Source organism: Mycobacterium sp. DL (assembly GCF_039729195.1).
GTDB classification, from domain to species: Bacteria; Actinomycetota; Actinomycetes; order Mycobacteriales; family Mycobacteriaceae; genus Mycobacterium; species Mycobacterium hippocampi_A.
Genome location: NZ_CP155796.1, coordinates 3,820,205 through 3,840,512 on the forward strand (window position 1 = coordinate 3,820,205; position 20,308 = coordinate 3,840,512).

Consider the following 20,308-nt stretch of genomic DNA (forward strand, 5'->3'; position numbering starts at 1 on the left):
GCGACCGAGGCTCGACACTTGAGAGTGCTTGCTGTGCAGCGATGTACGACGCGCTGTGCCGGCCCATGGTGATGCCCCCGTATCCCCGAGGCCGGACCGATTCCGCGGATGTTCCTCAGTCTCCGGCCGGGGAGAGTTTATACCGAAGCACGCAGATCTGGCTAAGAAGTCGTTCGGTTGCTGGAACAGTCACTCGCCGTGGTGATGGTCCCCGTGAGCGTCGTGTGACGGCCCCGGGGTCGGCGCTTCGGTAGGCGCCGGGGCTTCCACAGGTGCCAGGGGGACGGGCGTGCCGAGCGGTTCTGCGGCGGGCGGCGCCGGATGGTCATGGTGGCCATCAGACTGTCCGGTGCCGGCCGGTGCATGGTGGTCATGCTGCAGGCCCGAGGCCACTCCCACCGTCGACGCGACTGCGATGACCGCCCCGGCGCCGACGAGGACGACCGCGTTCGCAAACGCGGGTATCAGATCCCGCTGGTGGCCGCGGTACCACACCCAGCCCGCGCCCATCACCACGTAGATCTCCAGCAGAAGAGCGCACAGGTCGGCACCGTGTACCAGTTCGGGTGTCCCTGCCCGCGGACCGAACGGCGCTCCGGCGGTCCGGGACAGCGCCCAGATGATGATGGTCCCGACGTTGACCATGACTCCGGCGGCCAGCACCGGCGAACTCGGCCGGACGAGCACCCACAGCGCCCAGATGAGTTGGAACAGCGCGACCGAGACGAAGAACAATCCCGCGGGGAGCCATTCCTGCCAATGCGTCGGTACGACGGCGAAGTGGATGATCGCTGCGCCGAGTGATGCGATCGCTGCCATCCGTGCGGCAAGCCCGCTGTCGCTCTGCGTCGCTGTTCTGGCTGCCACTCGTCCGATGATGACAGCGTGTGCCCACGACGTCGCCGGGCGACATCACATCTCAACCCGACCGAGATTGACCCGACACCGCAGACAGCAGTCAGCCCGCCACTCCGACTGGAGTGACGGGCTGACCGAATGCCGTGGGCGTTCTACTTCTTGAACGCGTCCTTGACCTTCTCGCCGGCGTCCTTGAGGCTCGACTTGACCTGGTCGACCTTGCCTTCGTTCTCGGTGTCCTTGTCTCCGGTCACCTTGCCGAAGCCCTCTTTCGCCTTGCCGCCGAGGTCTTCGATCTTGTTGTTCGCTTTGTCTCCGGCGCTCATGTGTGCGCCTCCTTCGTATGCATCGGGTTGCGGCTCGGAGTCGAGCCATGCGCGACGGTTACCTCGGGGACCGTCTTCTGAAACCCATTCGAGTGAGACGTCACACTCGACGGGTCACACCCCCGCCGCCACCTCGGCGGGTGCGGGCTCCACCGTCACCTTGATGGCCTCGCCCTTCTTGACGATCTGGAACGCATTCAGCACGTCATCCAGCGGGATGTGACGGGTGATCAGGTCCTTGACGGGCACCTGACCGGTGGAGATGTACTCCAGTGCGCGCTTGTTGTGTTCGGGCGCCGAGCCGTTGGCTCCGTGGATGTGCAGCTGGCGGTAGTGCACGACGTTGGAGTCGCAGGTGATGGTGGGATCGGTCTTGGGCAGCCCGCCGAAGAACGAGATGCGGCCATTGCGGGCGGCCATCGCGATGGCCTGCTCCTGGGCGACATTGGCTGCGGTTGCGGTGATCACGATGTCCGCGCCTCGACCGCCGGTGAGTTCCATGACCTTCTCCACCACGTCGACATCGGCGGCGTTGATGACACCGTCGGGGTTGACGGCGTCGGCGGACATCTTGAGCCGGGCGTCGTTGACGTCGACGAGGTAGATCGGGCCGCACTTGTGGACGCCGCGCGCGATCCGGATGTGCATGCAGCCGATCGGGCCTGCGCCGAACACCACGACGGTGTCGCCCTCTTCGATGCCCAGCAGCTCCTGGGCATTGATGGCGCACGCGAACGGCTCGGCGGCCGAGGCCTCGTCGAAGCCGACGTTGTCCGGAATCCGGTTCAGGCCATCGACTTTGAGCACCTGGCGCGGCACGATCATGTACTCGGCGAAGCCACCGTCGTACTGGTATCCCATCGACGTCTGGTTCTGGCACACCGCCATCCAGCCCTTCTTGCATTCGTAGCACTCTCCGCAGGGCACGGCGGCGATCACCTGGACCCGGTCGCCCACCTGCCAGTTGCTGCCGTACGTCGAGTTGACGTCGGCACCCACCTCGGAGATCTCGCCTGCGATCTCGTGTCCGATGGTGCGGGGCGGCGTCAGGTTCTGGTGGCCGTTGTAGAAGATCTTCACGTCGGTGCCGCACGTCGAACAGTTGCGGACCCGCAGTTTGACCTCGTCGGGGGCGCACGTCGGCTCCGGAACGTCTTCGAGTCGGACATCCTCGGGTGCGTAGAACCGCAGTGCCTTCATGGGGGGATTCCTCTCGAGTCAACGACGTATCGACTGGTGTGCTCTTCAGCACTCTATCGCTCAACCGGGCACAAAACCACCGAAATCTTTGACCACTTTTGACCGAATGCTTGCATTTGTGCCCGTTTATGCGGTGTACTGGGCGTATGTGATCGGCATCACCAGCCGATACGGAATCGGAGGACTCGAATGTCAGGAGCAGCTGTCCAGGACGCGCCGGCGCGGACCGGGATGCGCGTGCGCGTGCAGAAGCTGGGCACCGCGCTGTCGAACATGGTCATGCCCAACATCGGCGCGTTCATCGCGTGGGGCCTGATCACCGCGCTGTTCATCGAACAGGGCTGGCTGCAGGCGATCTTCGCCGGGTTGAGAGATCCTGACGGCTGGGTCGCCAAGCTCGGCGGCTGGGGAGCCTACGACGGCGCCGGAATCGTCGGACCCATGATCACCTACCTGCTGCCGATCCTGATCGGCTACACCGGCGGCCGGATGATCCACGGCAACCGCGGCGCGGTGGTCGGCGCGATCGCCACCATCGGCGTCGTCACGGGCGCCGACGTCCCGATGTTCATGGGCGCCATGATCATGGGACCGCTGGGCGGTTGGGCGATGAAGAAGCTCGACGCGCTGTGGGACGGCAAGATCCGGCCAGGCTTCGAGATGCTGATCGACAACTTCTCCGCCGGCATCCTCGGGATGTTCCTGGCGATCTTCGGCTTCTTCGGCATCGGACCCATCGTGTCGTCGTTCACCCGGGTGGCCGGCAACGCGGTCGACTTCCTGGTCGAGAACAACCTGTTGCCGTTGACGTCGATCCTCATCGAGCCGGCCAAGGTGCTGTTCCTCAACAACGCGATCAACCACGGCGTGCTGACACCGCTGGGCACCACCCAGGCGCTCGAGACGGGTAAGTCGATCCTGTTCCTGCTGGAGGCCAACCCCGGCCCCGGCCTCGGACTCCTGTTGGCGTACACGTTCTTCGGTCGCGGCATCGCCCGTGCATCGGCACCCGGCGCGGCGATCATCCAGTTCTTCGGCGGCATCCACGAGATCTACTTCCCGTACGTGCTGATGAAGCCCAAGCTGATCATCGCGACCATCCTCGGCGGCATGACCGGCGTCTTCATCAACGTGCTGTTCGGCTCCGGGCTGCGTGCACCTGCTGCTCCGGGCTCGATCATCGCGGTCTACGCCCAGACTGCGAGCGGCAGCTTCCTGGGCGTGACGCTGTCGGTGTTCGGTGCGGCGGCGGTCTCGTTCCTGGTCGCCGGGCTGCTGCTGAAGACCGACCGCGCCACCGACGATCCCGATCTTGCTGCCGCCACCGCCGACATGGAGGCGATGAAGGGCAAGAAGTCCAGTGTGGCCTCGGCGTTGACAGGGGGCGGGACGGCGACCCTGACGCGACCGATCTCCACGATCGTGTTCGCCTGCGATGCCGGAATGGGATCGTCGGCGATGGGAGCGTCGGTGTTGCGCAGGAAGGTTCAGAAAGCCGGCTTCGGCGACATCAAGGTCACCAACTCGGCGATCTCCAACCTGACCGACACCTACGACCTGGTGGTCTCGCACCGCGATCTGACCGATCGGGCCCGGCAGAAGACGCCGTCGGCCGCCCATGTCTCTGTCGAGGACTTCATGAGCAGTCCGCGGTACGACGAGATCGTCGAGCAGTTGCAGCAGAACCAGGGCGATGGCGCCACTGCGAACGCGCCGGTCGAGGAGCCGGCCGCGGAGGACTCCGCAGGCGGTGCCGAGGTGTTGGCGCTGGAGTCGATCGTGCTGGACGGGTCGGCGCGCACCACCGCCGATGCGATCAGCGAGGCCGGTCAGTTGCTGGTGGCCGCCGGGGCAGTGGAGGCGGCCTACGTCGACGCCATGCACGAGCGGGAACGGTCCATCTCGACCTACATGGGTAACGGGTTGGCCATTCCGCACGGCACCAACGAGGCCAAGGACACCATCCGCCGAACCGGGCTGTCCTTCGTGCGCTACGCCGACCCGATCGACTGGAACGGCAAGCCGGCCGAGTTCGTCGTCGGGATCGCCGGTGCGGGCAAGGATCACATGGCGCTTCTGACCCAGATCGCCCAGGTCTTCCTCAAGTCCGAGGACGTCGCGCGGTTGCGGGAGGCGCAGACCGCCGACGAGATCAGGACCATCCTCACCGGTGGCGGCAAGTAGGCGATACGTAGCGTGACGTCGGTGGATTCCGACACTCGTCAGAGCCGGATCGTCGAGTTCGCCCGCACCCGTGGGCGGGTCGAGGTGGGGGCGCTCGCCGAGGAGTTGGATGTCGCCAGCGAGACGATCCGACGCGATCTCAAGGTGCTGGCCGGCCGCCGTCTGCTCAAGCGGGTGCACGGCGGCGCGGTGCCCATGGAGACGGCGGCCTTCGAATCGGGTGTGGAATACCGAAGTCAGGTGGACCTCGCCCAGAAACACCGGATGGCTTCCGCGGCAATGGAACTGCTGCACGGAGCCGAGACGGTGTATCTGGACGAGGGCTTCACGCCACGACTGATCGCCGAGCGACTCTCCGAGCGGGACCTGACGGTGGTGACGTCATCTCTGCTGGCCGCGGAGACGCTGGCCCACAGTCGCACGGTGACGGTGTTGCTGCTCGGCGGCCGGATGCGGGGCAGAACGCTTGCGACGGTGGATCACTGGGCGGTGGACATGCTCAGCGGTCTGGTGATCGACGTGGCGTTTCTCGGTACCAACGGGATCTCGCTCGAACACGGTCTGACGACACCCGATCCGGCGGTGGCCGCGGTGAAGAGCACCGCCGTGCGGGTGGCGCGGCGGCCGATCCTGGTGGCGGCGCACTCGAAGTTCGGGGAGAGCAGCTTCTGCCGATTCGCGAAGGTGGCCGACTTCGAGTCGATCGTGACAGGCTCGGAACTCGGTGTCGCCGAAGCCCGTCGGTACGAGGCGCTGGGCCCGGTCGTCATCCGGGCGTGACGGTCAGCGTGGGGTACAGGCGCGGTGGCGAGATGTCGGCGCCCGCGGCGAGATCGGCCATCAGGGCAGCGGCCCAGTCGAGCAGACCGTCGACGTCCACGGAGTGCGGCGGCGGATGGGCGACGGCGTCCAGGCTGAGGCATCCGCGTCGCAGCAGCGTGGTCGCTCCGGGGAGGTTGCCGCGCTGGACGTGGGTGATGCCGACCGCGAGTTGCGCCAGGCCCTGCCACAGCGGTCGCTCGTCGGCCGGGCCGTTCTTCCAGGCGGCCTCGAGCACCTCGTGGGCGTTGAAGGCCAGACCGCGGTTCATCAGATCCTGGGCGTAAGCCAGGGATCGGGCCGGAGGCAGGTCGAGATCGTCCGGGATCCGCGGGACACCCTCGCTGCCCGGCGGAAGCGGTCGGCCCAACGCGTCCCGCGGTCGGGTGTTCCGCGGCCGGCCGGACTCGTCGCGATCGCGTTCGGCCATCGGCCTTTTCACGGCCATGCTCAGACGCTAGTCCTCGATGATCGTGTCGGCCGCGTCGTCACCCGGCACCCGCTCCTTCTCGTCCTCGTCGACGACGGTGAAGAACGAGTCACCGTCCTCGGGTGTCCCGTCGATCTGCCCGGCGGTGCGGCGGGTCGGGCGCTCGTCGGACCCACCCGGCGGAAGGACGTCGGGAACCTCGGCGGCCAGCTTCTCGTCGAGGGTCTCGTCCTCCTCGGGCTCGATCCACTCCTCGGGCGGGTCGACGACGATGTCGCCGTCGTCGTTGCGGACCTCGTCGGAGTCGAGTGATTCACTGGGGCCGAGAGTGTTGTCCGGGCCTGCGTCGTCCCTGTCACCATCCATGTCGTCGAGTGTGCCCCATTGCGCAGACGGTCAACCGAGCCGTGCCCGCGCGCCGTCGAGAACCGCCTCGATGTCGCACCACGTGCTGCGGACGATGTCGGCGACGGGCTGCAGGTCGGTGATCCGTGAGGACACCTGACCGGTGTTGGCGACGCTGGCCTCCAGGTCGCCCGCGAAGTACAGGTCGGTGATCCGGCCGAGCAGTTGTGCCCCGGGATCGTGGTCGCTGATGCGCGCGGCCAGCCCGGTCCGCAGCACCCGCATGGTCGGATTGCCCGGAACGTCGAGCAGGACGGTGCCCGCGTCGTCGGCCGCGACGATCGCGTCCTTGAAGTTGGCGTGCACCGCGGCCTCCGTGCTGGCGAGCATCCGGGTGCCCATCTGCACACCCTCGGCGCCCAGCACCACCGCCGCGGCCCCTGAGCGGGCGTCGCACATCCCGCCGGCGCAGATGATCGGCAGCCCGACGCGCTCGGCGACCAGTGGCAGCAGCACCATGGTCGAGGCGCCCAGCGCCGACTTGAATCCGCCGCCCTCGACCCCTTCGACCACCAGCGCGTCGACCCCCGCGTCGGCCGCCTTCAGCGCACCCCTGAGCGACCCGACGACATGCACGACCGTCATGCCGGCGTCGTGCAGCCGTGAGGTGAACAGCGCCGGGTCTCCTGCGGAGGTGAACACGTGGCGCACCCCCGCGGCGGCCAGGACGTCGACGATCGACGGGTCGCGTTTCCATCCCTGGATCATCAGGTTCGCCGCGACCGGCCGGTCGGTGAGATCGCGCACCCGCAGCAGGTCGGCCCGGCCCGCCTCGGTGAGTGTCTCGATCATGCCGAGACCGCCGCCTTCGGACACCGCCGCCGCCAGTTCGGCGCGGGCGATGTAGGTCATGGGGGCCTGAACAATCGGGAACTCGACACCGAGGAGCGCTTGAATGCGGTTGGTCACGCAGCCCATCCTGCTACGGTCCGGTGCGTGTACCGGGTGATCCAGTGGGGGACAGGCGCTGTCGGAACCGAAATGGTCACCACCATCCTCGATCACCGGCAGGACCTGGCGCTCGTAGGCGCCAGGGTGTACTCCGAGGACAAGAACGGCCGTGACATCGGCACGCTCGTCGGCCGCGACCCGATCGGGGTGTGTGCCACCACCGACGTCGACGAGATCATGGCGCTGGAGGCCGACTGCGTCCTGTACACGCCGCGCACCGCGCGGGTCGACGACGTGTGTGCGCTGCTGGCCAGTGGCAAGAACGTGGCCACCACGGCGTTCATGTTCCACCCGCAGCGGATGTCCGCCGCCGATCGCGACCGGGTGCTCGCGGCATGCCAGACGGGTGGCACCTCGGTGCACGGCAGCGGTATCAACCCGGGGAACCTGTCGAGCGTGCTGCCGTTGGCGCTGACCGGGATGAGTCGCACCATCGAGCGGATCACGCTGCAGGAGCGCGCCGACTGGTCGGTGTACGAGAGCACCGGGATCACGTTCGACAACATGGGCTTCGGTCGGCCCGTCGATCAGATCAGCCCGACGGCGACCGAGTTCCTCGCCTTCAACAGTTCGATCTTCGTCGAGCAGGTCTGGTTCCTCGGCGACTCACTCGGAGCGGACCTCGACGAGGTGACCGCCACCGTCGAAGCCGTTGCCGCGCAAGAGGATCACCAGATCTTCGACCATCTGCTGCGGGCGGGGACGACCGCGGGTCAGCGATGGAACTGGACCGGTCGTCGGGATGGGCAGCCACTGGTCGAGATCGAGACACTGTGGACGGTCGGCGGCGAGTACCCGGGGCACTGGCCCACCCCGCAGCACGGGTGGACCTTGACGATCGAGGGCGACCCGTCGATGCGCACGCACTTCTTCTCGCTGGCGAGTTTCACCCGCGCCGCGTCCATGACCGAACATGTCCGTTCGGCGAGCGTGGCCACCGCGATGCAGGTTCTCAACGCCGTGCCCGCGGTCTGCGAGGCTCCGCCCGGCTTCGCGACGGCCGCGTCGCTACCGCTGATCTACAACCAGCGGGCCTTCCGTCAGCCGTAGTACATCACCCAGAAATCGTTGCTCCACGCACCGCCGTCGCACTTGAGCGGGTGACCGTCGGGACTCTGCGCCGCACTGGAGGTTTCGGTGCACGGCGACCGAAGCGTGCGCACCCCGATCAACGGCGCGTGGGACACCCACTGCCCTTTCGAGTTGCAGGCCAGGGTGTTGCCGGCGGAGTCCGTGCCGAAGTTGTAGCGGGGCGCCTGATTGCAGGCGGCGCCTGCCTGCGCCTCGAAGTCCACATACGGCACGCAGTCGGCGCCGTCGCACGTGGTCGGTGACGCCACCGCCGTGCCGGTTCCGACACCGATCAGGGGCGCGGCGAGAACACCACCGGCGAGTGCAGCGACAGCAATCAGCTTCATGGGCCATAGCGTAGGTTGCCGGGCCCCTGTCGTGAGCGCCGTTTGCCCGCATTGGCCGACGCAGGATCGGGCATTTGCTCCGTGTCGCAGTCCCGAGGCGTATGGTCTGATGGCATGAAGTCGCTGGTAGGAGTGCTGTCCATGGGGTTGCTGTCGGCGGGTGTGCTGGTCGCGGCGCCCACGGCGAACGCCGACACCGTGGCCTATCTGGTCAACGTGCATGTCCGTCCCGGCTACAACTTTCCCAACGCCGAGGCCGCGATCGGCTACGGACAGACGATCTGCGACCGGGTGGCGGCGAAGATGGGTTACGCCGAACTGGTCGACCAGGTGAAGGCCGACTTCCGCACCACCGACTACTACCAGGGCGGCTACCTGATCAACCAGGCCGTCAACGAACTCTGCCCTGCGCAGATCTGGCAACTGCGGCAGTCGGCCGCCGGCTACAAACCCTTCTGACAACCGGCGGCCGCGCGCCTCGCTACGGGCAGGTCACCTCGATCTCGAACGGCTTGTTCACCGGCTGCATCGGGTTGGCCATGTCCACACCTGTTGCGGTTCCGGAGATCTTGTACGTGCTGCCGTCCTTCTCGGCGGTGGCTTCGCCCTGGCCGGCGCCGCTCTGGTAGCCGAGCGTCACACCGTTGACGTTGCCGAGACCGACGGACTGGACCGCGGGCTCGTCACCGGTGCTGACGACGACGCCGATCCCTGTGGTGGCGTCGCCGATCGCGATGTTGGTGTTGCCGCCCATGTCCGAGCAGACGACGGTGCCTGCGACCTCTTGGTCCTGCCCGTCGATCGTCACTGTGCTGGTGCCTTCCGCCGCGGCGGCCGACGAGGTCTCGCCCGACGTGCTGGACTCTTCGTTCGAGGAACAGCCCGACAGACCGGCGATGACGATCGCTGCGCCGCCCACGGCGACCACGATTCCACGGTTCACGACGGTTCTCCTTTGTGTTGTGTGGTTCGTCGAGAGCGGCGAACCATCCAGAGCAGTATGGTCGGCACTCCGCGCGAGGGCACCATGAATCTCAAAATCAATCGGTGCAGGTGAAACCGGTCAGCAGGCCACTTTGATCTTGAAAGTCCCTGACGTGCGGAAGCTCGGGTTGGCGGTCTCGAAGCCCTCTGCTGTCCCGTCGATCTCGTAGGTGCGCCCGGTCATCGTGACCGTCGCCTCGCCGCCCAGTCCGGCGTTGAAGCTGCCCGTGAACCCACCGAGATCGGTGACGCCGACCTCCTTGACGACGAGCTCGTCCTCGCTGGCCACCAACGCGGAGATTCCGCTGGCGTCGGGATCGTCCGGGTCGCCGGTGGTGATAGTGGTCAGTGGGCCCGCCTCACTGCACTGCACCGCGTCGGTCATCCCCAGTTCCTGACCGTTGACCGACACCTGAGCGGTTCCCGCGATCAGCTCACCCGGCGGCGGTTGGTAGTCCGACGGTGGCGAAGACGAGCACCCCGCGGCGGCAAGGGTGGCCGCGACAGCGCCGGCGGCGAGGGCCCATCGTGTGGTCACAGTGCAGAATCTACGACGTGGGCGACCCGTTGTTCAGTGATCCGTTCTTTCGTGTGGAAGCCGAACTGCCGGGCCGCCTCGGCCGGACCGGGGTGATCAGCACTCCGCACGGTGACATCGCGACGCCCGCCTTCATCGCTGTCGGCACTCAGGCCACCGTGAAGGCGGTCCTTCCCGAGACCATGGCCGAACTCGGTGCGCAGGCGGTGCTGGCCAACGCCTACCACCTCTACCTGCAGCCGGGCCCTGACATCGTCGACGAAGCGGGCGGCCTGGGCGCCTTCATGAACTGGTCCGGACCCACCTTCACCGACAGCGGCGGCTTCCAGGTGATGTCGCTGGGCGTCGGGTTCAAGAAGGTGCTGTCGATGGATGCCACCCGTGTGCAGACCGACGACATCATCGCCGAGGGCAAGGAACGGCTCGCCCACGTCGACGACGATGGCGTGACGTTCCGCTCGCACCTCGACGGTTCGACCCACCGGTTCACCCCCGAGGTGTCGATCGGAATCCAGCATCAGCTCGGGGCCGACATCATCTTCGCGTTCGACGAGCTGACCACACTGGTGAACACCCGTGGTTACCAAGAGGCTTCGGTGCAACGCACCCACGACTGGGCGGTGCGCTGCCTGGCCGAGCATCGGCGGTTGTCGATCGAGCGTGCCGACAAACCGCCCCAGGCGTTGTTCGGTGTCGTGCAGGGCGCGCAGTACGAGGATCTGCGCCGGCAGGCCACCCGCGGGCTGGTGTCGATCGTCGATGAGGACGGTCGGGGGTTCGACGGGTACGGCATCGGGGGAGCGCTGGAGAAACAGAATCTGGCGACCATCGTCGGCTGGGTCAGCAGCGAGTTGCCCGTCGACAAGCCACGCCATCTGCTGGGCATCAGCGAACCCGACGACCTGTTCGCCGCAGTGGAATCGGGCGCCGACACGTTCGATTGTGTGTCGCCGTCGCGCGTCGCCCGCAACGCGGCGGTGTATTCGGCCACCGGGCGGTACAACATCAACACCGCGCGGTTCCGACGTGACTTCACACCGATCGACGCCGGGTGCGACTGCTACACCTGCGCCCACTACACCCGGGCGTATCTGCATCACCTGTTCAAGGCCAAGGAGATCCTGGCGTCGACGTTGTGCACGATCCACAACGAGCGCTTCATCGTCCGGCTCGTCGACGACATCCGCGACTCGATAGCCACGGGCCGGTTCGACGAACTGCGCGAGCACGTACTGGGTCGGTACTACTCGAAGCCGGCCTGACCAGCAGCTTCTTGCACGTGTGCACAATAAGACCATGACGACCGCCGCAGAACCGCAGTCGCTGCTGCTGCAGATGCTCGACCCGGCCCACCGGGCCGACCCGTATCCCCTCTACGGCCGCATCCTCGAGCAGGGCCCGATGCAGGTGCCGGAGAACAACCTCGTGGTCTTCTCCTCGTTCGCCGACTGTGACGAGGTGCTGCGGCATCCGTCCTCGGCCAGTGACCGGCTGAAGTCCACAGTCGTGCAGCGGATGATCGCCGACGGGGCCGAAGCTCGTCCGGTGGGCCCGCCCGGGTTCCTGTTCCTCGATCCGCCCGACCACACCCGGCTGCGCAGATTGGTGAGCAAGGCGTTCGTCCCGAAGGTGGTCAAGGCGCTCGAGCCCGAGATCACCAGGCTGGTCGACACGTTGCTCGCCGAGACGGGTGACGGCGCACCGTTCGACGCGATCTCCGGGTTGGCGTATCCGTTGCCGGTCGCAGTGATCTGCCGTCTTCTCGGCGTTCCGCTGGAGGACGAGCCCGAGTTCAGCGCCGCCTCGGGTCTGCTGGCGCAGTCGCTGGATCCCTTTGTCAGCGTGACGGGTTCGGCCGGCGGTGGATTCGAGGAGCGCATGCAGGCCGCGATGTGGCTGCGCGACTACCTGCGCGAGCTGATCGGCCGGCGGCGCCGCGACCCCGGCGACGACCTGATGTCGGGCCTCGTCGGAGTCGAGGAGTCCGGCGATCAGCTCACCGAGGACGAAATCGTCGCGACGTGCAACCTGCTGTTGGTCGCCGGGCACGAGACGACCGTCAACCTGATCGCCAACGCCATCCTGGCTCTGCTGCGCGACCCCCCGCAGTGGGCAGCGCTGGCGGCCGATCCGACGAGAGTGGCAGCGGTGATCGAGGAGACGCTGCGCTACGACCCGCCGGTGCAGCTGATGGGCCGGATCGCCGCCGAGGACATGACGATCGGTCCGGTGTCGATTCCCAAGGGCGACAACATGCTTGTGCTTCTCGCCGCGGCGCACCGCGACCCGGCGGCCTTCGAGCATCCGGACCGATTCGATCCGGATCGCGAGACGATCCGCCACCTCGGCTTCGGCAAGGGGCCGCACTTCTGCATCGGTGCGCCGCTGGCCCGGCTGGAGGCCACTGTCGCGTTGACCGCATTGACGGCGCGGTTCCCGGAAGCGGCGTTGGCCGGTGAGCCTGCGTACAAACAGAACGTGACGCTGCGCGGTATGTCGGAACTACCGATCACTTTGTGACACAGCGTATTCGGTGACAGCGGCCCGGACGATCGAGCGTAGCCACCGGTGCCTGCCGTCGTCGTCGTAGGCCCGGTGCCAGACCATCCGGTAGGCGAGCCGCCGGATCTGCGACGGTGCGGCAATGATCCGGACCGGATAGGTGTCCGGCCACCGCAGGGCCAGGCTCCCGGGGATGGTGGCCACCAGATCGCTTCCGGCGAGTATCTGAGGCACCGCCGCGTGGTAGGGGACGGTGACGACGGCGGCCCGTTCGGCACCCAGCAACCGCAACCGATTGTCGACGTCGGGTTGGGCGCCGTCGTGGACGTCGACGACGAGGTGGCGCAGCCGGGAGTACTCGGTGAGGGTGAACTGTCCCGTGGCGCAGGGATGGTCGATGTCGACGACGCACACGAACCGCTCGTTGCGCAGGTCGGCACTCGACAGGTCGGAGGGGGCGAACTCGCCGTAGAGGCCGAGGTCGACGCTGCCCCTTCGGATCTGCTCGGCCATCGTGTCGTAACGCCAGCTGTGGAACCGCACCGAGGCCAGTGGTGACTCGTGTAGCAGGCGGTGACAGATCGCCGCGCCGTAGGTGTGCACCGCAAAATCGGTGCTCGCGAGATTGATCGGCAACGTCGCCGACGCGGGATCGAACGACTCCGGGCCCACCAGCGCCTCGAGTGCGGGGAGAACGTCCTCGAGTTGAGCACGCAGTCCCTCCGCGCGGGGGGTCAGGCGGTAACCGTCGGGTTCGCGAATCAGCAGCGGGTCCCCCAGCAGGGACCGCAGCCGCTGCAGTGCGCGGCTCGTCGCCGGCTGGCTCAAGCCGAGACGAGCAGACGCTCGCGACACGTGCCGCTCCTCCAGGAGCGCGGCGAGCGCGGGGACGAGGTTCAGGTCTGCGCGCAGCACATGCGTCAGTTGCATAGTGCGCATCATAGAAATGCATGAGACAGATGGCGACTCATCCGGCAGCGTGGTGGTCAGGACCCCTCTACCGAAAGGACCCGATCGTGAAGATCTCCGGCAACACCATCTTCATTCCAGGGTCGACCAGCGGGATCGGACTCGCGCTGGCGACCGAACTGAAGGCCAAGGGCAACACCGTCATCATCGGCGGGCGGCGCCGTGAACTGCTCGACCGGATCGCCGCCGAACATCCCGACTTCGGCACGGTGCAGATCGACACCACCGACCCGGCGAGCATCGCGCGCGCGGCCGACGAGGTCATCTCCAAATACCCGGACCTCGATGTCGTCGTCGCGATGTCGGGCATCATGAAGGTCGAGGACTGGCACCGCCCCGACGACTTCCTCGCCTCGGCCGAGTCCGTCATCACCACCAACGTCCTGGGTCCGATCCGGCTCATCGCCGCCTTCGTCGAGCATCTGCAGAACCGGCCGTCGGCCACCTTCGTCACCGTGTCCTCGGGCCTGGCGTTCGCGCCGCTGAAAGCCACGCCGAGCTACAACGCGTCCAAGGCCGCGATCCACATGCTCACCGAATCAGTCCGACTCCAACTGGCCGACACCAACGTCGCCTTCGTGGAACTCGTACCTCCCTCCGTGGCGACCGATCTCATTCCCGGCCAACGGGACAGCGATTTCGCGATGCCCCTGGACGACTTCGTCTCCGAGGTGATGGGCCTTCTCGAAACCCAGCCGGATGCCACTGAGATCCAGGTCGAACGGGTGAAGTTCCTTCGCTACGGGGAAGCCCGCGGCGACTACGACACGGTCGTGGCGACGCTGAACGCAGCCGACCCGCACGGTGGCGACTGACGGTCAGCGCGCCAGGTCGTCGATGACGGCGTGTGCCGCCCGCTCGCCCGCCTCGACGGCGCCCTCCATGTAGGCACTCCAGAACGTGGCGGTGTCGGTCGAGGCCCAGTGGATCGCACCGATCGGCGCCGACAGCGCGTGACCGTACGTGGTCCACACGTGCGGGCCGTGGTTGGCGTTGTAGCATCCGCGGGTCCACTGCCGATCGGACCATTCACCGTCGACGTAGAACTCGGGATCTGCTGCCCTGCTTCCGAAGTGGCGCACCAACTCGGCTGTCAACGCCGCCCGTCGCTCATCGACGGGCAGCCGGCCGTAGACGCGGGCCTGCTCGCCCTCGAGGAACAGCAGGATCACGCCGTGGTCGTCGCCGGGGATGCAGGTGTCGTTGGACATCCGCGCCGGCCCGATGTCCGAGATGAGCTGTCCGTTGAGTCCGTCGGCGCGCCAGAACGGTTCGGCGTAGACAAAAAACGCCTTCATCGCCGAGCCGTTGGGAAGGCGCTGCGTGAGCTGATCACGCTCCCCGGACAGCGGAGGGTCGTACATGATGCGTCCGGCCAGCGTCGGCGAGATCGCGACGATGACCCTGCGACCGCGGGCCACCAGGCCGCCACGGCAGTGCACGGCGACACTGTCTGCGGTGTGCTCGATCAGCTGAACCGGGCTCTCGAGGACGATCCGGTCGGCGACGAGCGCCGCCAGTCTGTTCGGAATCTCCGCGGTGCCACCGACGAACCGCGTGGTCTGAGCGCCACCCTCCGATTCGGCGAACAGTTCGGAGGTGACGCCGCAGGTCTGGATCGTGAACAGCAGGTGCAGGAACGACACCTCGACGGTGGGCACCGCGAGGATCCCGACGGTGCAGATCTCCAACAGCGTGCGCGCCACCGGTGAAAGTCCCTGCCGGTCATACCAATCCGCGGCCGTCATGATGTCCCATTCGGCCGCCCTGGGGGCCAGCCACGGAGCCTCGACGGGAACCTCGGCGGCCAACTCGTCGAGGCGACGCAACACCTTCTCCAGTTCGGTGAGCTCGTCGGCGAACTGCGTGTGGAACTCGCTCTCCCGCAGCACCCCCGACCCGACCAGGTCGTAGGACGTCTCACCCTGGTCGTACTGCGGATAGGTCTCGACACCGAGTTCGGCGGCCAGCGCGAACATCCGGTGGTGGGTGTCGCCGATCCACTGGGCGCCGAGTTCGACCGGCAGACCGGGCAGCACCTCCTCGGTGAGAATGCGGCCGCCGACGCGGTCGTCGGCCTCCAGGATCAGCGGTGTCAGGCCGGCGCCGAGCAGAGTGCGGGCCGCGATAAGCCCGGAGATGCCGGCGCCGACGACGATGACGTCCGCTTCGTGGAGTGCCATGCGGGACACCTTCTCACGCCGGAGTCAGAGCGGGTTGAGGATCCGCTGCAAGAACTGCCGGGTGCGCTCCTCCTTGGGGTCGCCGATCACCGCTGCCGGCGGGCCCTGCTCGAGGATGACTCCCTGATCGGTGAACAGCACCTGGTCGGAAACCTGTTTGGCGAACTGGATCTCGTGGGTGACGACGACCAGGGTCCAGCCCTCGACCGCAAGATCCCTGATCACGGCGAGCACCTCCCCGACGAGTTCGGGGTCCAGCGCCGAGGTCGGCTCGTCGAACAGCACCACCTTGGGACGCAGCGCCAGCGCCCGCGCGATGCCGACCCGCTGCTGCTGACCGCCGGAGAGCTGGAACGGGTACTGGTCGCGTTTGTCCGCCAACCCCACCTTGCCGAGCAGTTCGTCGGCTTCGGCCTCCACCTCGTCGCGGGGTCGCTTCTGCGCCACGAGGGGACCCTCGGTGACGTTCTGCAGGACCGTCTTGTGCGGGAACAGGTTGTGGGACTGGAACACGAAGCCGCTCTGTGCCCGGTAGCGGCGCAGTTCGTCCTTGCTCACCGGTTTCGCGAAATCGATGGTGACGTCCCCGATCTGGACCACACCCGAGTCGGGAACGTCGAGCGCGTTCAGTGCCCGTAGCAGCGTGGTCTTGCCCGAACCCGACGGTCCGATGATCGCCGTCGCCGTGCCGCGCGGAACCGTGAACGAGACGTCCTCGAGGACCTGGTTGTCCCCGAACGCCTTGCGCAGGCCATCGGCGACGACGACATTCTCGACTGTCATTTCGCCACATACCTTTCCAGACGGCGTTCGATGCGGCCCTGGCTGAACGACAGCACCAGGCAGATCACCCAGTAGTACACCGCGGCCGTGCCGTACAGCGCGAAGAACTCGAACGTCGGAGCGGCGATGATCTGCGCCTGCCGCAGCAGTTCGGTGACCAGGATCGTCGACGCCAACGAGGTGTCTTTGACCAGTGAGATCAGCGTGTTGGACAGCGGCGGCACCGCCACCCGGGAGGCCTGCGGGAGGATGATGCGCCGCAGAGCCCCCACGTAGTTGAGGCCGATCGTCTCGGCCGCCTCCCACTGGCCCTTCGGGATGCTCTGGATCGCGGAGCGGATGATCTCGGCGGCGTATCCGCCGACGTTGAGCGAGAATGCGATCACCGCCGCGGGGAACGGGTCGATCCGCACGCCGAACTCCGGAAGCGCGAAGAACACGATGAACAACTGCACCAGCAACGGGGTGCCGCGGATGATCGAGATGTAGAAGCGCGCGAGGTTGCTCAGCACCACGTTCGGCGACAGCCGCGCCAGCGCCACCGCCAACGCGATCACCAGTCCGACGATGAAGCTGATGATCGTCAGCGGGATCGTCATCGTCAGCGCCGCCCTGGCCAGTGGCCACAGGTTGTCGAGGACCAACTGCATCGTCGACCGCGGCTGCGTCGGCGGTGCATCCTGACCACCGGAGGCGTTGGCTCTCAGGTATTTCTGCGAGATCTCGCCCAGGGTCCCGTCGGCCTTCAGTTCCTCGATGGCCCGGTTCAGTTCGGGCAGCATGCCGCTGTCTTTGCGTGCGGCGAAACCCTGCTCGCTCCTCTCGCCGGTGGTCGCGGCGATCTTCACGGCGGTGTCGTTGGTCTCGGCAAGGTAGGCGTAGATCGAGAGGCTGTCGTTGACCACGACGTCCACCCGGCCCTGGCTCAGCAGCGCCATCGCCTGGGTGAGCCCTTCCACCGCTTCGACCCGGGCGCCGGCGTCGCGGGCCACCTGGGCCCAGTTGCTGGTGGTGCTCTGCGCCGCAGTCCGGCCGCGCAGGTCGTCCAGCGAGGTGATCGAGTCGTCGTCGGCGCGGGTGACGATCACTCCCTCGCCGATGGCGTAGGGGTCGGAGAGGTCGTAGAGCTGTTGGCGTTCCGGGGTGATCGTCACCTGGTTGGCCACCACGTCGAAGCGGTTGGCCTCCAGCGCGGCGAAGATCGAGTCCCACGGCGTCTCGACGAACTCGATGTTCACCCCGAGCTTCTCGGCGACGGCGCGGGCCACGTCGACGTCGTAGCCGGTGAGTTGGCCGGTCGCCGGGTCGTGATAGCTGAACGGTGCGTAGACGCCTTCGGTGCCCACCCGCAGGACACCCGCTGACTGCACCGGGTCGTCGACATTGTTCGCCGCCGACCCGCATGCCGTCAGCAGCACGGCGAGCAGCGCGATCACCGCGAGGAGGCCTCGTCGTGGATAACCCATCGGCGGACGGTAACAACCGGCGGGCCGCGACCCAAGGGTTCTGTTCATCGGGGGCGGTATACCCACGGAACGCGCGGTAATCGCTGCGGGTCGAATTCGGCGAGCATGCCGTCGACGGTGGCCGCCGCATACCCCAGCGAGTCGGCGATCTGGCGCAGCGCGTCCGGCACGCCGATCTCGGCCAGCGTGACCGCACCGTCGCGCTTGGCCAGCCGCGCCCGGGCGGAATTGAGCACCAGCGGCACATGGGCGTATACCGGCTCCGGATGCCCGAGCAGCCGTGCGAGATACGCCTGGCGCGGCGACGAGGACAGCAGATCGTCCCCGCGTACCACCTGATCCACCCCGGAGGCGGCGTCGTCGACGACCACCGCCAGGTTGTACGCCGGCACCCCGTCGCCGCGTCGGATCACGAAGTCGTCGACCAGGCCGGTGTAGTCACCGTGCAGCACGTCGTGCACGGTGCATTCGACCGTGTCGGTGCGTAGCCGCAGCGCTGGGGGACGCTGCGTCTCCTGCCGCCGGGCCTCCCGTTCATCCTGCGTGAGATCGCGGCAGGTTCCGGGGTAGGCCCCTTCCGGAGCGTGCGGGGCCCGGGGCGCGGCGGCAATATCCTTTCGGGTGCAATAACATTCGTACAGCAGCCCGCGCGCGTTGAGGGTGTCGACGACCGCGTCGTAGCGCTGCTCGTGTGCGGTCTGCCGGTCGGCGGGACCGTCCCAGGACAGGCCCAGTGCGGCGAGGTCGGCGAGCTGGCGGTCGGCGATGTCGGCGTGGGTGCGGTCGTCGAGATCCTCGACCCGCATGAGGAACCGTCGCCCTGTGGACCGGGCGAACAGCCAGGCCAGCACCGCGGTGCGCAGGTTTCCGATGTGCAGGTCGGCAGACGGGCTCGGCGCGAACCTGCCCGCCCCCGCGCTCGTCACTGCGCCAGGGCGTCGACGAAGGCCGAGCAGAACCAGTCGACGTCGGCAGCCGAGAACACCAGTGGTGGCCGGATCTTGAGCACGTGGCCCTCGCTGCCGCACACCGAGATCAGCACCCGCCGCTCGCGCAGCGCATTGACAAGCCGACGGGCTTGCGCGCGGTCGGGAGTCCTGGCCTGCGGGTCGCTGACGATCTCGACGCCGATGTAGAGGCCGGTGCCCCGCACATCCCCGATCCGCGGGTCATCGACGCGGGCCAGTTCGCCGCGCAACGCCGCCCCGATGTCGCGGGCGTTGTCGAGCAGTCCGTCGTCGTCGATGACGTCGAGCACCGCGTTGGCCGCGGCCATCGACACCGCGTTGCCGGCGAAGGTGTTGAAGTACGGCACGCCGGTCGCGAACGGCGCGATCACCTCCGAGCGGCCCGCCATCGCCGCGACCGGCATCCCGTTGCCCATCGGCTTTCCCATCGTGACGAGGTCGGGGACCACACCGTGTCTGGCGAAACCCCACATGGCGTCACCGGTCCGGGCGAAACCGGGCTGCACCTCGTCGGCCAGGAACACCCCGCCGTGGCTGCGGGCGATGGCCACAGCTGAGCCCAGCACACCCGGTGTCGCGTACACCCCGTCGGAGGAGAAGATCGTGTCGAGAACCAGGGCGCTGACACCGAACCCGGCGGCAACGAGGTCGTCCGCGGCGGCGGCGACGTCGGCGGCAAATCGTGCCGCCAGTTCTGCGGCCGGCACCCGGTAGCTGTCCGGCGGCGGCACCACACGGACGTGGGAACCCAGGGTCGCTGCGCCCCCGAGGGACGGGGAGATCGCGGTGACGGCGGTGGTGTTGCCGTGGTAGGCCTCGCTGGTGACGATGACTCCGGTTGCGCCGGTGTACATTTCGGCGACCCGCAATGCGAGGTCGTTGGCCTCGGAGCCGGTGCAGGCGTACATCACCTGGTCCGGGGACCCGGGGCGGCCGTCGGAGAGGGTGGCGAGCAATCGCGCGGAGTAGTCGACGATGCCTTCGTGCAGATAGCGGGTATGGGTGTTCAGCGTCGACATCTGCCGGGTGACGGCGTCGACGACCCGCGGCTCACAGTGCCCGACGCTGACGACGTTGTTGTAGGCGTCGAGGTACTGCAGGCCGTCGGCGTCGTACAGATGAGCGCCCTCGCCGCGAACGATGTGCACCGGCCGTTCGTAGAACAGCCGGTTCGCCGGTCCGAGCAGTCGTTCGCGCGCAGCGATGAGCGGCGCAGTGTCGTCCGCGGGCGGCTGCCCCCGGAAACTGTTCGAGTCCATGATGTTGGAGAAACCCACCACGCGCCCCAGTCTGCTGCATCGCGGGTTCTCCGTCAGAATTGTGG

At 67.3% G+C, this 20,308-nt stretch carries 22 protein-coding genes; 7 read left to right on the forward strand and 15 right to left on the reverse strand.

Going from position 1 to position 20,308, the window contains the following annotated elements:
- Nucleotides 1-189: 189 nt before the first annotated feature.
- The 3 genes from ABDC78_RS18195 to ABDC78_RS18205 all read right to left on the reverse strand — a co-directional run bounded on the left by ABDC78_RS18195 (nt 190) and on the right by ABDC78_RS18205 (nt 2,384).
- Nucleotides 190-819, reverse strand: a complete 630-nt coding sequence (locus ABDC78_RS18195) for a hypothetical protein (protein ID WP_256736279.1) — start codon at nt 817-819, stop codon at nt 190-192.
- Nucleotides 820-1,010: 191 nt separating this feature from the next.
- A complete protein-coding gene (locus ABDC78_RS18200) occupies nt 1,011-1,184 on the reverse strand; it encodes a CsbD family protein (RefSeq protein WP_178360654.1) in 174 nt (57 codons plus the stop codon).
- Between the two features lie 114 nt (nt 1,185-1,298).
- Nucleotides 1,299-2,384, reverse strand: coding sequence for a zinc-dependent dehydrogenase (locus tag ABDC78_RS18205; RefSeq protein ID WP_178360655.1), 1,086 nt, complete (start codon nt 2,382-2,384; stop codon nt 1,299-1,301).
- Between the two features lie 189 nt (nt 2,385-2,573).
- Between ABDC78_RS18205 and ABDC78_RS18210 the strand changes: the two genes are divergently transcribed.
- Complete coding sequence (locus ABDC78_RS18210) at nt 2,574-4,568, forward strand: PTS mannitol transporter subunit IICBA (protein WP_178360656.1); 1,995 nt, start codon at nt 2,574-2,576, stop codon at nt 4,566-4,568.
- Nucleotides 4,569-4,589: 21 nt separating this feature from the next.
- A complete protein-coding gene (locus tag ABDC78_RS18215) occupies nt 4,590-5,348 on the forward strand; it encodes a DeoR/GlpR family DNA-binding transcription regulator (protein ID WP_178360657.1) in 759 nt (252 codons plus the stop codon).
- Here the strand turns inward: ABDC78_RS18215 and ABDC78_RS18220 are convergent.
- Genes ABDC78_RS18220 through ABDC78_RS18230 form a run of 3 tightly spaced genes read right to left on the reverse strand, consistent with a single transcriptional unit; the run spans nt 5,335 to nt 7,131 of the window.
- Nucleotides 5,335-5,817: a DUF309 domain-containing protein gene (locus ABDC78_RS18220; RefSeq protein WP_178360690.1), complete on the reverse strand. Its 483-nt coding sequence runs from the start codon at nt 5,815-5,817 to the stop codon at nt 5,335-5,337. The genes ABDC78_RS18215 and ABDC78_RS18220 overlap by 14 nt on opposite strands.
- 27 nt (nt 5,818-5,844) lie before the next feature.
- Nucleotides 5,845-6,183, reverse strand: a complete 339-nt coding sequence (locus tag ABDC78_RS18225) for a hypothetical protein (RefSeq protein ID WP_178360658.1) — start codon at nt 6,181-6,183, stop codon at nt 5,845-5,847.
- 30 nt (nt 6,184-6,213) lie between these two features.
- Nucleotides 6,214-7,131, reverse strand: a complete 918-nt coding sequence (locus tag ABDC78_RS18230) for a nitronate monooxygenase (RefSeq protein ID WP_178360659.1) — start codon at nt 7,129-7,131, stop codon at nt 6,214-6,216.
- 72 nt (nt 7,132-7,203) lie between these two features.
- On the opposite strand from ABDC78_RS18230, the gene ABDC78_RS18235 reads away from it, so the two are divergent.
- The gene (locus ABDC78_RS18235) at nt 7,204-8,223 is read left to right on the forward strand and encodes a dihydrodipicolinate reductase (RefSeq protein WP_178360691.1); all 1,020 of its coding nucleotides are present in this window, start codon (nt 7,204-7,206) and stop codon (nt 8,221-8,223) included.
- On the opposite strand, the gene ABDC78_RS18240 is transcribed toward ABDC78_RS18235, so the two are convergent.
- Complete coding sequence (locus ABDC78_RS18240; protein ID WP_178360660.1) at nt 8,214-8,591, reverse strand: hypothetical protein; 378 nt, start codon at nt 8,589-8,591, stop codon at nt 8,214-8,216. The two genes, ABDC78_RS18235 and ABDC78_RS18240, sit on opposite strands and share 10 nt — an antisense overlap.
- Before the next feature lie 114 nt (nt 8,592-8,705).
- Here ABDC78_RS18240 and ABDC78_RS18245 point away from each other — a divergent pair, with 114 nt between their 5' ends.
- Nucleotides 8,706-9,050 (forward strand): DUF732 domain-containing protein, encoded by a 345-nt coding sequence (locus tag ABDC78_RS18245; RefSeq protein ID WP_178360661.1) that lies wholly within the window; start codon nt 8,706-8,708, stop codon nt 9,048-9,050.
- Nucleotides 9,051-9,072: 22 nt separating this feature from the next.
- Here ABDC78_RS18245 and ABDC78_RS18250 read toward each other — a convergent pair whose 3' ends face one another.
- Nucleotides 9,073-9,534, reverse strand: a complete 462-nt coding sequence (locus ABDC78_RS18250; RefSeq protein ID WP_178360662.1) for a lipoprotein LpqH — start codon at nt 9,532-9,534, stop codon at nt 9,073-9,075.
- 120 nt (nt 9,535-9,654) lie between these two features.
- Nucleotides 9,655-10,113, reverse strand: coding sequence for a lipoprotein LpqH (locus tag ABDC78_RS18255; protein WP_178360663.1), 459 nt, complete (start codon nt 10,111-10,113; stop codon nt 9,655-9,657).
- 53 nt (nt 10,114-10,166) lie between these two features.
- Here ABDC78_RS18255 and tgt point away from each other — a divergent pair, with 53 nt between their 5' ends.
- Together tgt and ABDC78_RS18265 are read left to right on the forward strand one after the other, a co-directional pair.
- Nucleotides 10,167-11,375 carry a tRNA guanosine(34) transglycosylase Tgt gene (gene tgt, locus ABDC78_RS18260; protein ID WP_178360692.1) on the forward strand — a complete coding sequence of 403 codons (1,209 nt, stop codon included), beginning with the start codon at nt 10,167-10,169 and terminating at the stop codon, nt 11,373-11,375.
- 34 nt (nt 11,376-11,409) lie between these two features.
- The gene (locus ABDC78_RS18265) at nt 11,410-12,633 is read left to right on the forward strand and encodes a cytochrome P450 (RefSeq protein WP_178360664.1); all 1,224 of its coding nucleotides are present in this window, start codon (nt 11,410-11,412) and stop codon (nt 12,631-12,633) included.
- On the opposite strand, the gene ABDC78_RS18270 is transcribed toward ABDC78_RS18265, so the two are convergent.
- On the reverse strand, nt 12,616-13,545 hold the full coding sequence (locus ABDC78_RS18270) for a LysR family transcriptional regulator (RefSeq protein ID WP_178360665.1): 930 nt from the start codon (nt 13,543-13,545) through the stop codon (nt 12,616-12,618). The two genes, ABDC78_RS18265 and ABDC78_RS18270, sit on opposite strands and share 18 nt — an antisense overlap.
- An 86-nt stretch (nt 13,546-13,631) precedes the next feature.
- Here ABDC78_RS18270 and ABDC78_RS18275 point away from each other — a divergent pair, with 86 nt between their 5' ends.
- Nucleotides 13,632-14,399: an SDR family NAD(P)-dependent oxidoreductase gene (locus ABDC78_RS18275; protein ID WP_178360666.1), complete on the forward strand. Its 768-nt coding sequence runs from the start codon at nt 13,632-13,634 to the stop codon at nt 14,397-14,399.
- A gap of 3 nt (nt 14,400-14,402) precedes the next feature.
- On the opposite strand, the gene ABDC78_RS18280 is transcribed toward ABDC78_RS18275, so the two are convergent.
- Genes ABDC78_RS18280 through ABDC78_RS18300 form a run of 5 tightly spaced genes read right to left on the reverse strand, consistent with a single transcriptional unit; the run spans nt 14,403 to nt 20,261 of the window.
- The gene (locus ABDC78_RS18280; RefSeq protein WP_178360667.1) at nt 14,403-15,767 is read right to left on the reverse strand and encodes an FAD-dependent oxidoreductase; all 1,365 of its coding nucleotides are present in this window, start codon (nt 15,765-15,767) and stop codon (nt 14,403-14,405) included.
- A gap of 24 nt (nt 15,768-15,791) precedes the next feature.
- On the reverse strand, nt 15,792-16,550 hold the full coding sequence (locus ABDC78_RS18285; protein ID WP_178360668.1) for an amino acid ABC transporter ATP-binding protein: 759 nt from the start codon (nt 16,548-16,550) through the stop codon (nt 15,792-15,794).
- Entirely contained in the window at nt 16,547-18,016 is a 1,470-nt protein-coding gene (locus tag ABDC78_RS18290) for an ABC transporter permease subunit (protein WP_178360669.1), read from the reverse strand. Before ABDC78_RS18290 ends, ABDC78_RS18285 begins: the two co-directional genes overlap by 4 nt.
- 44 nt (nt 18,017-18,060) lie before the next feature.
- Nucleotides 18,061-18,942, reverse strand: a complete 882-nt coding sequence (gluQRS, locus tag ABDC78_RS18295; RefSeq protein WP_178360670.1) for a tRNA glutamyl-Q(34) synthetase GluQRS — start codon at nt 18,940-18,942, stop codon at nt 18,061-18,063.
- Nucleotides 18,939-20,261 carry an aspartate aminotransferase family protein gene (locus ABDC78_RS18300; RefSeq protein WP_178360693.1) on the reverse strand — a complete coding sequence of 441 codons (1,323 nt, stop codon included), beginning with the start codon at nt 20,259-20,261 and terminating at the stop codon, nt 18,939-18,941. Before ABDC78_RS18300 ends, gluQRS begins: the two co-directional genes overlap by 4 nt.
- Between the last annotated feature and the right edge of the window lie 47 nt (nt 20,262-20,308).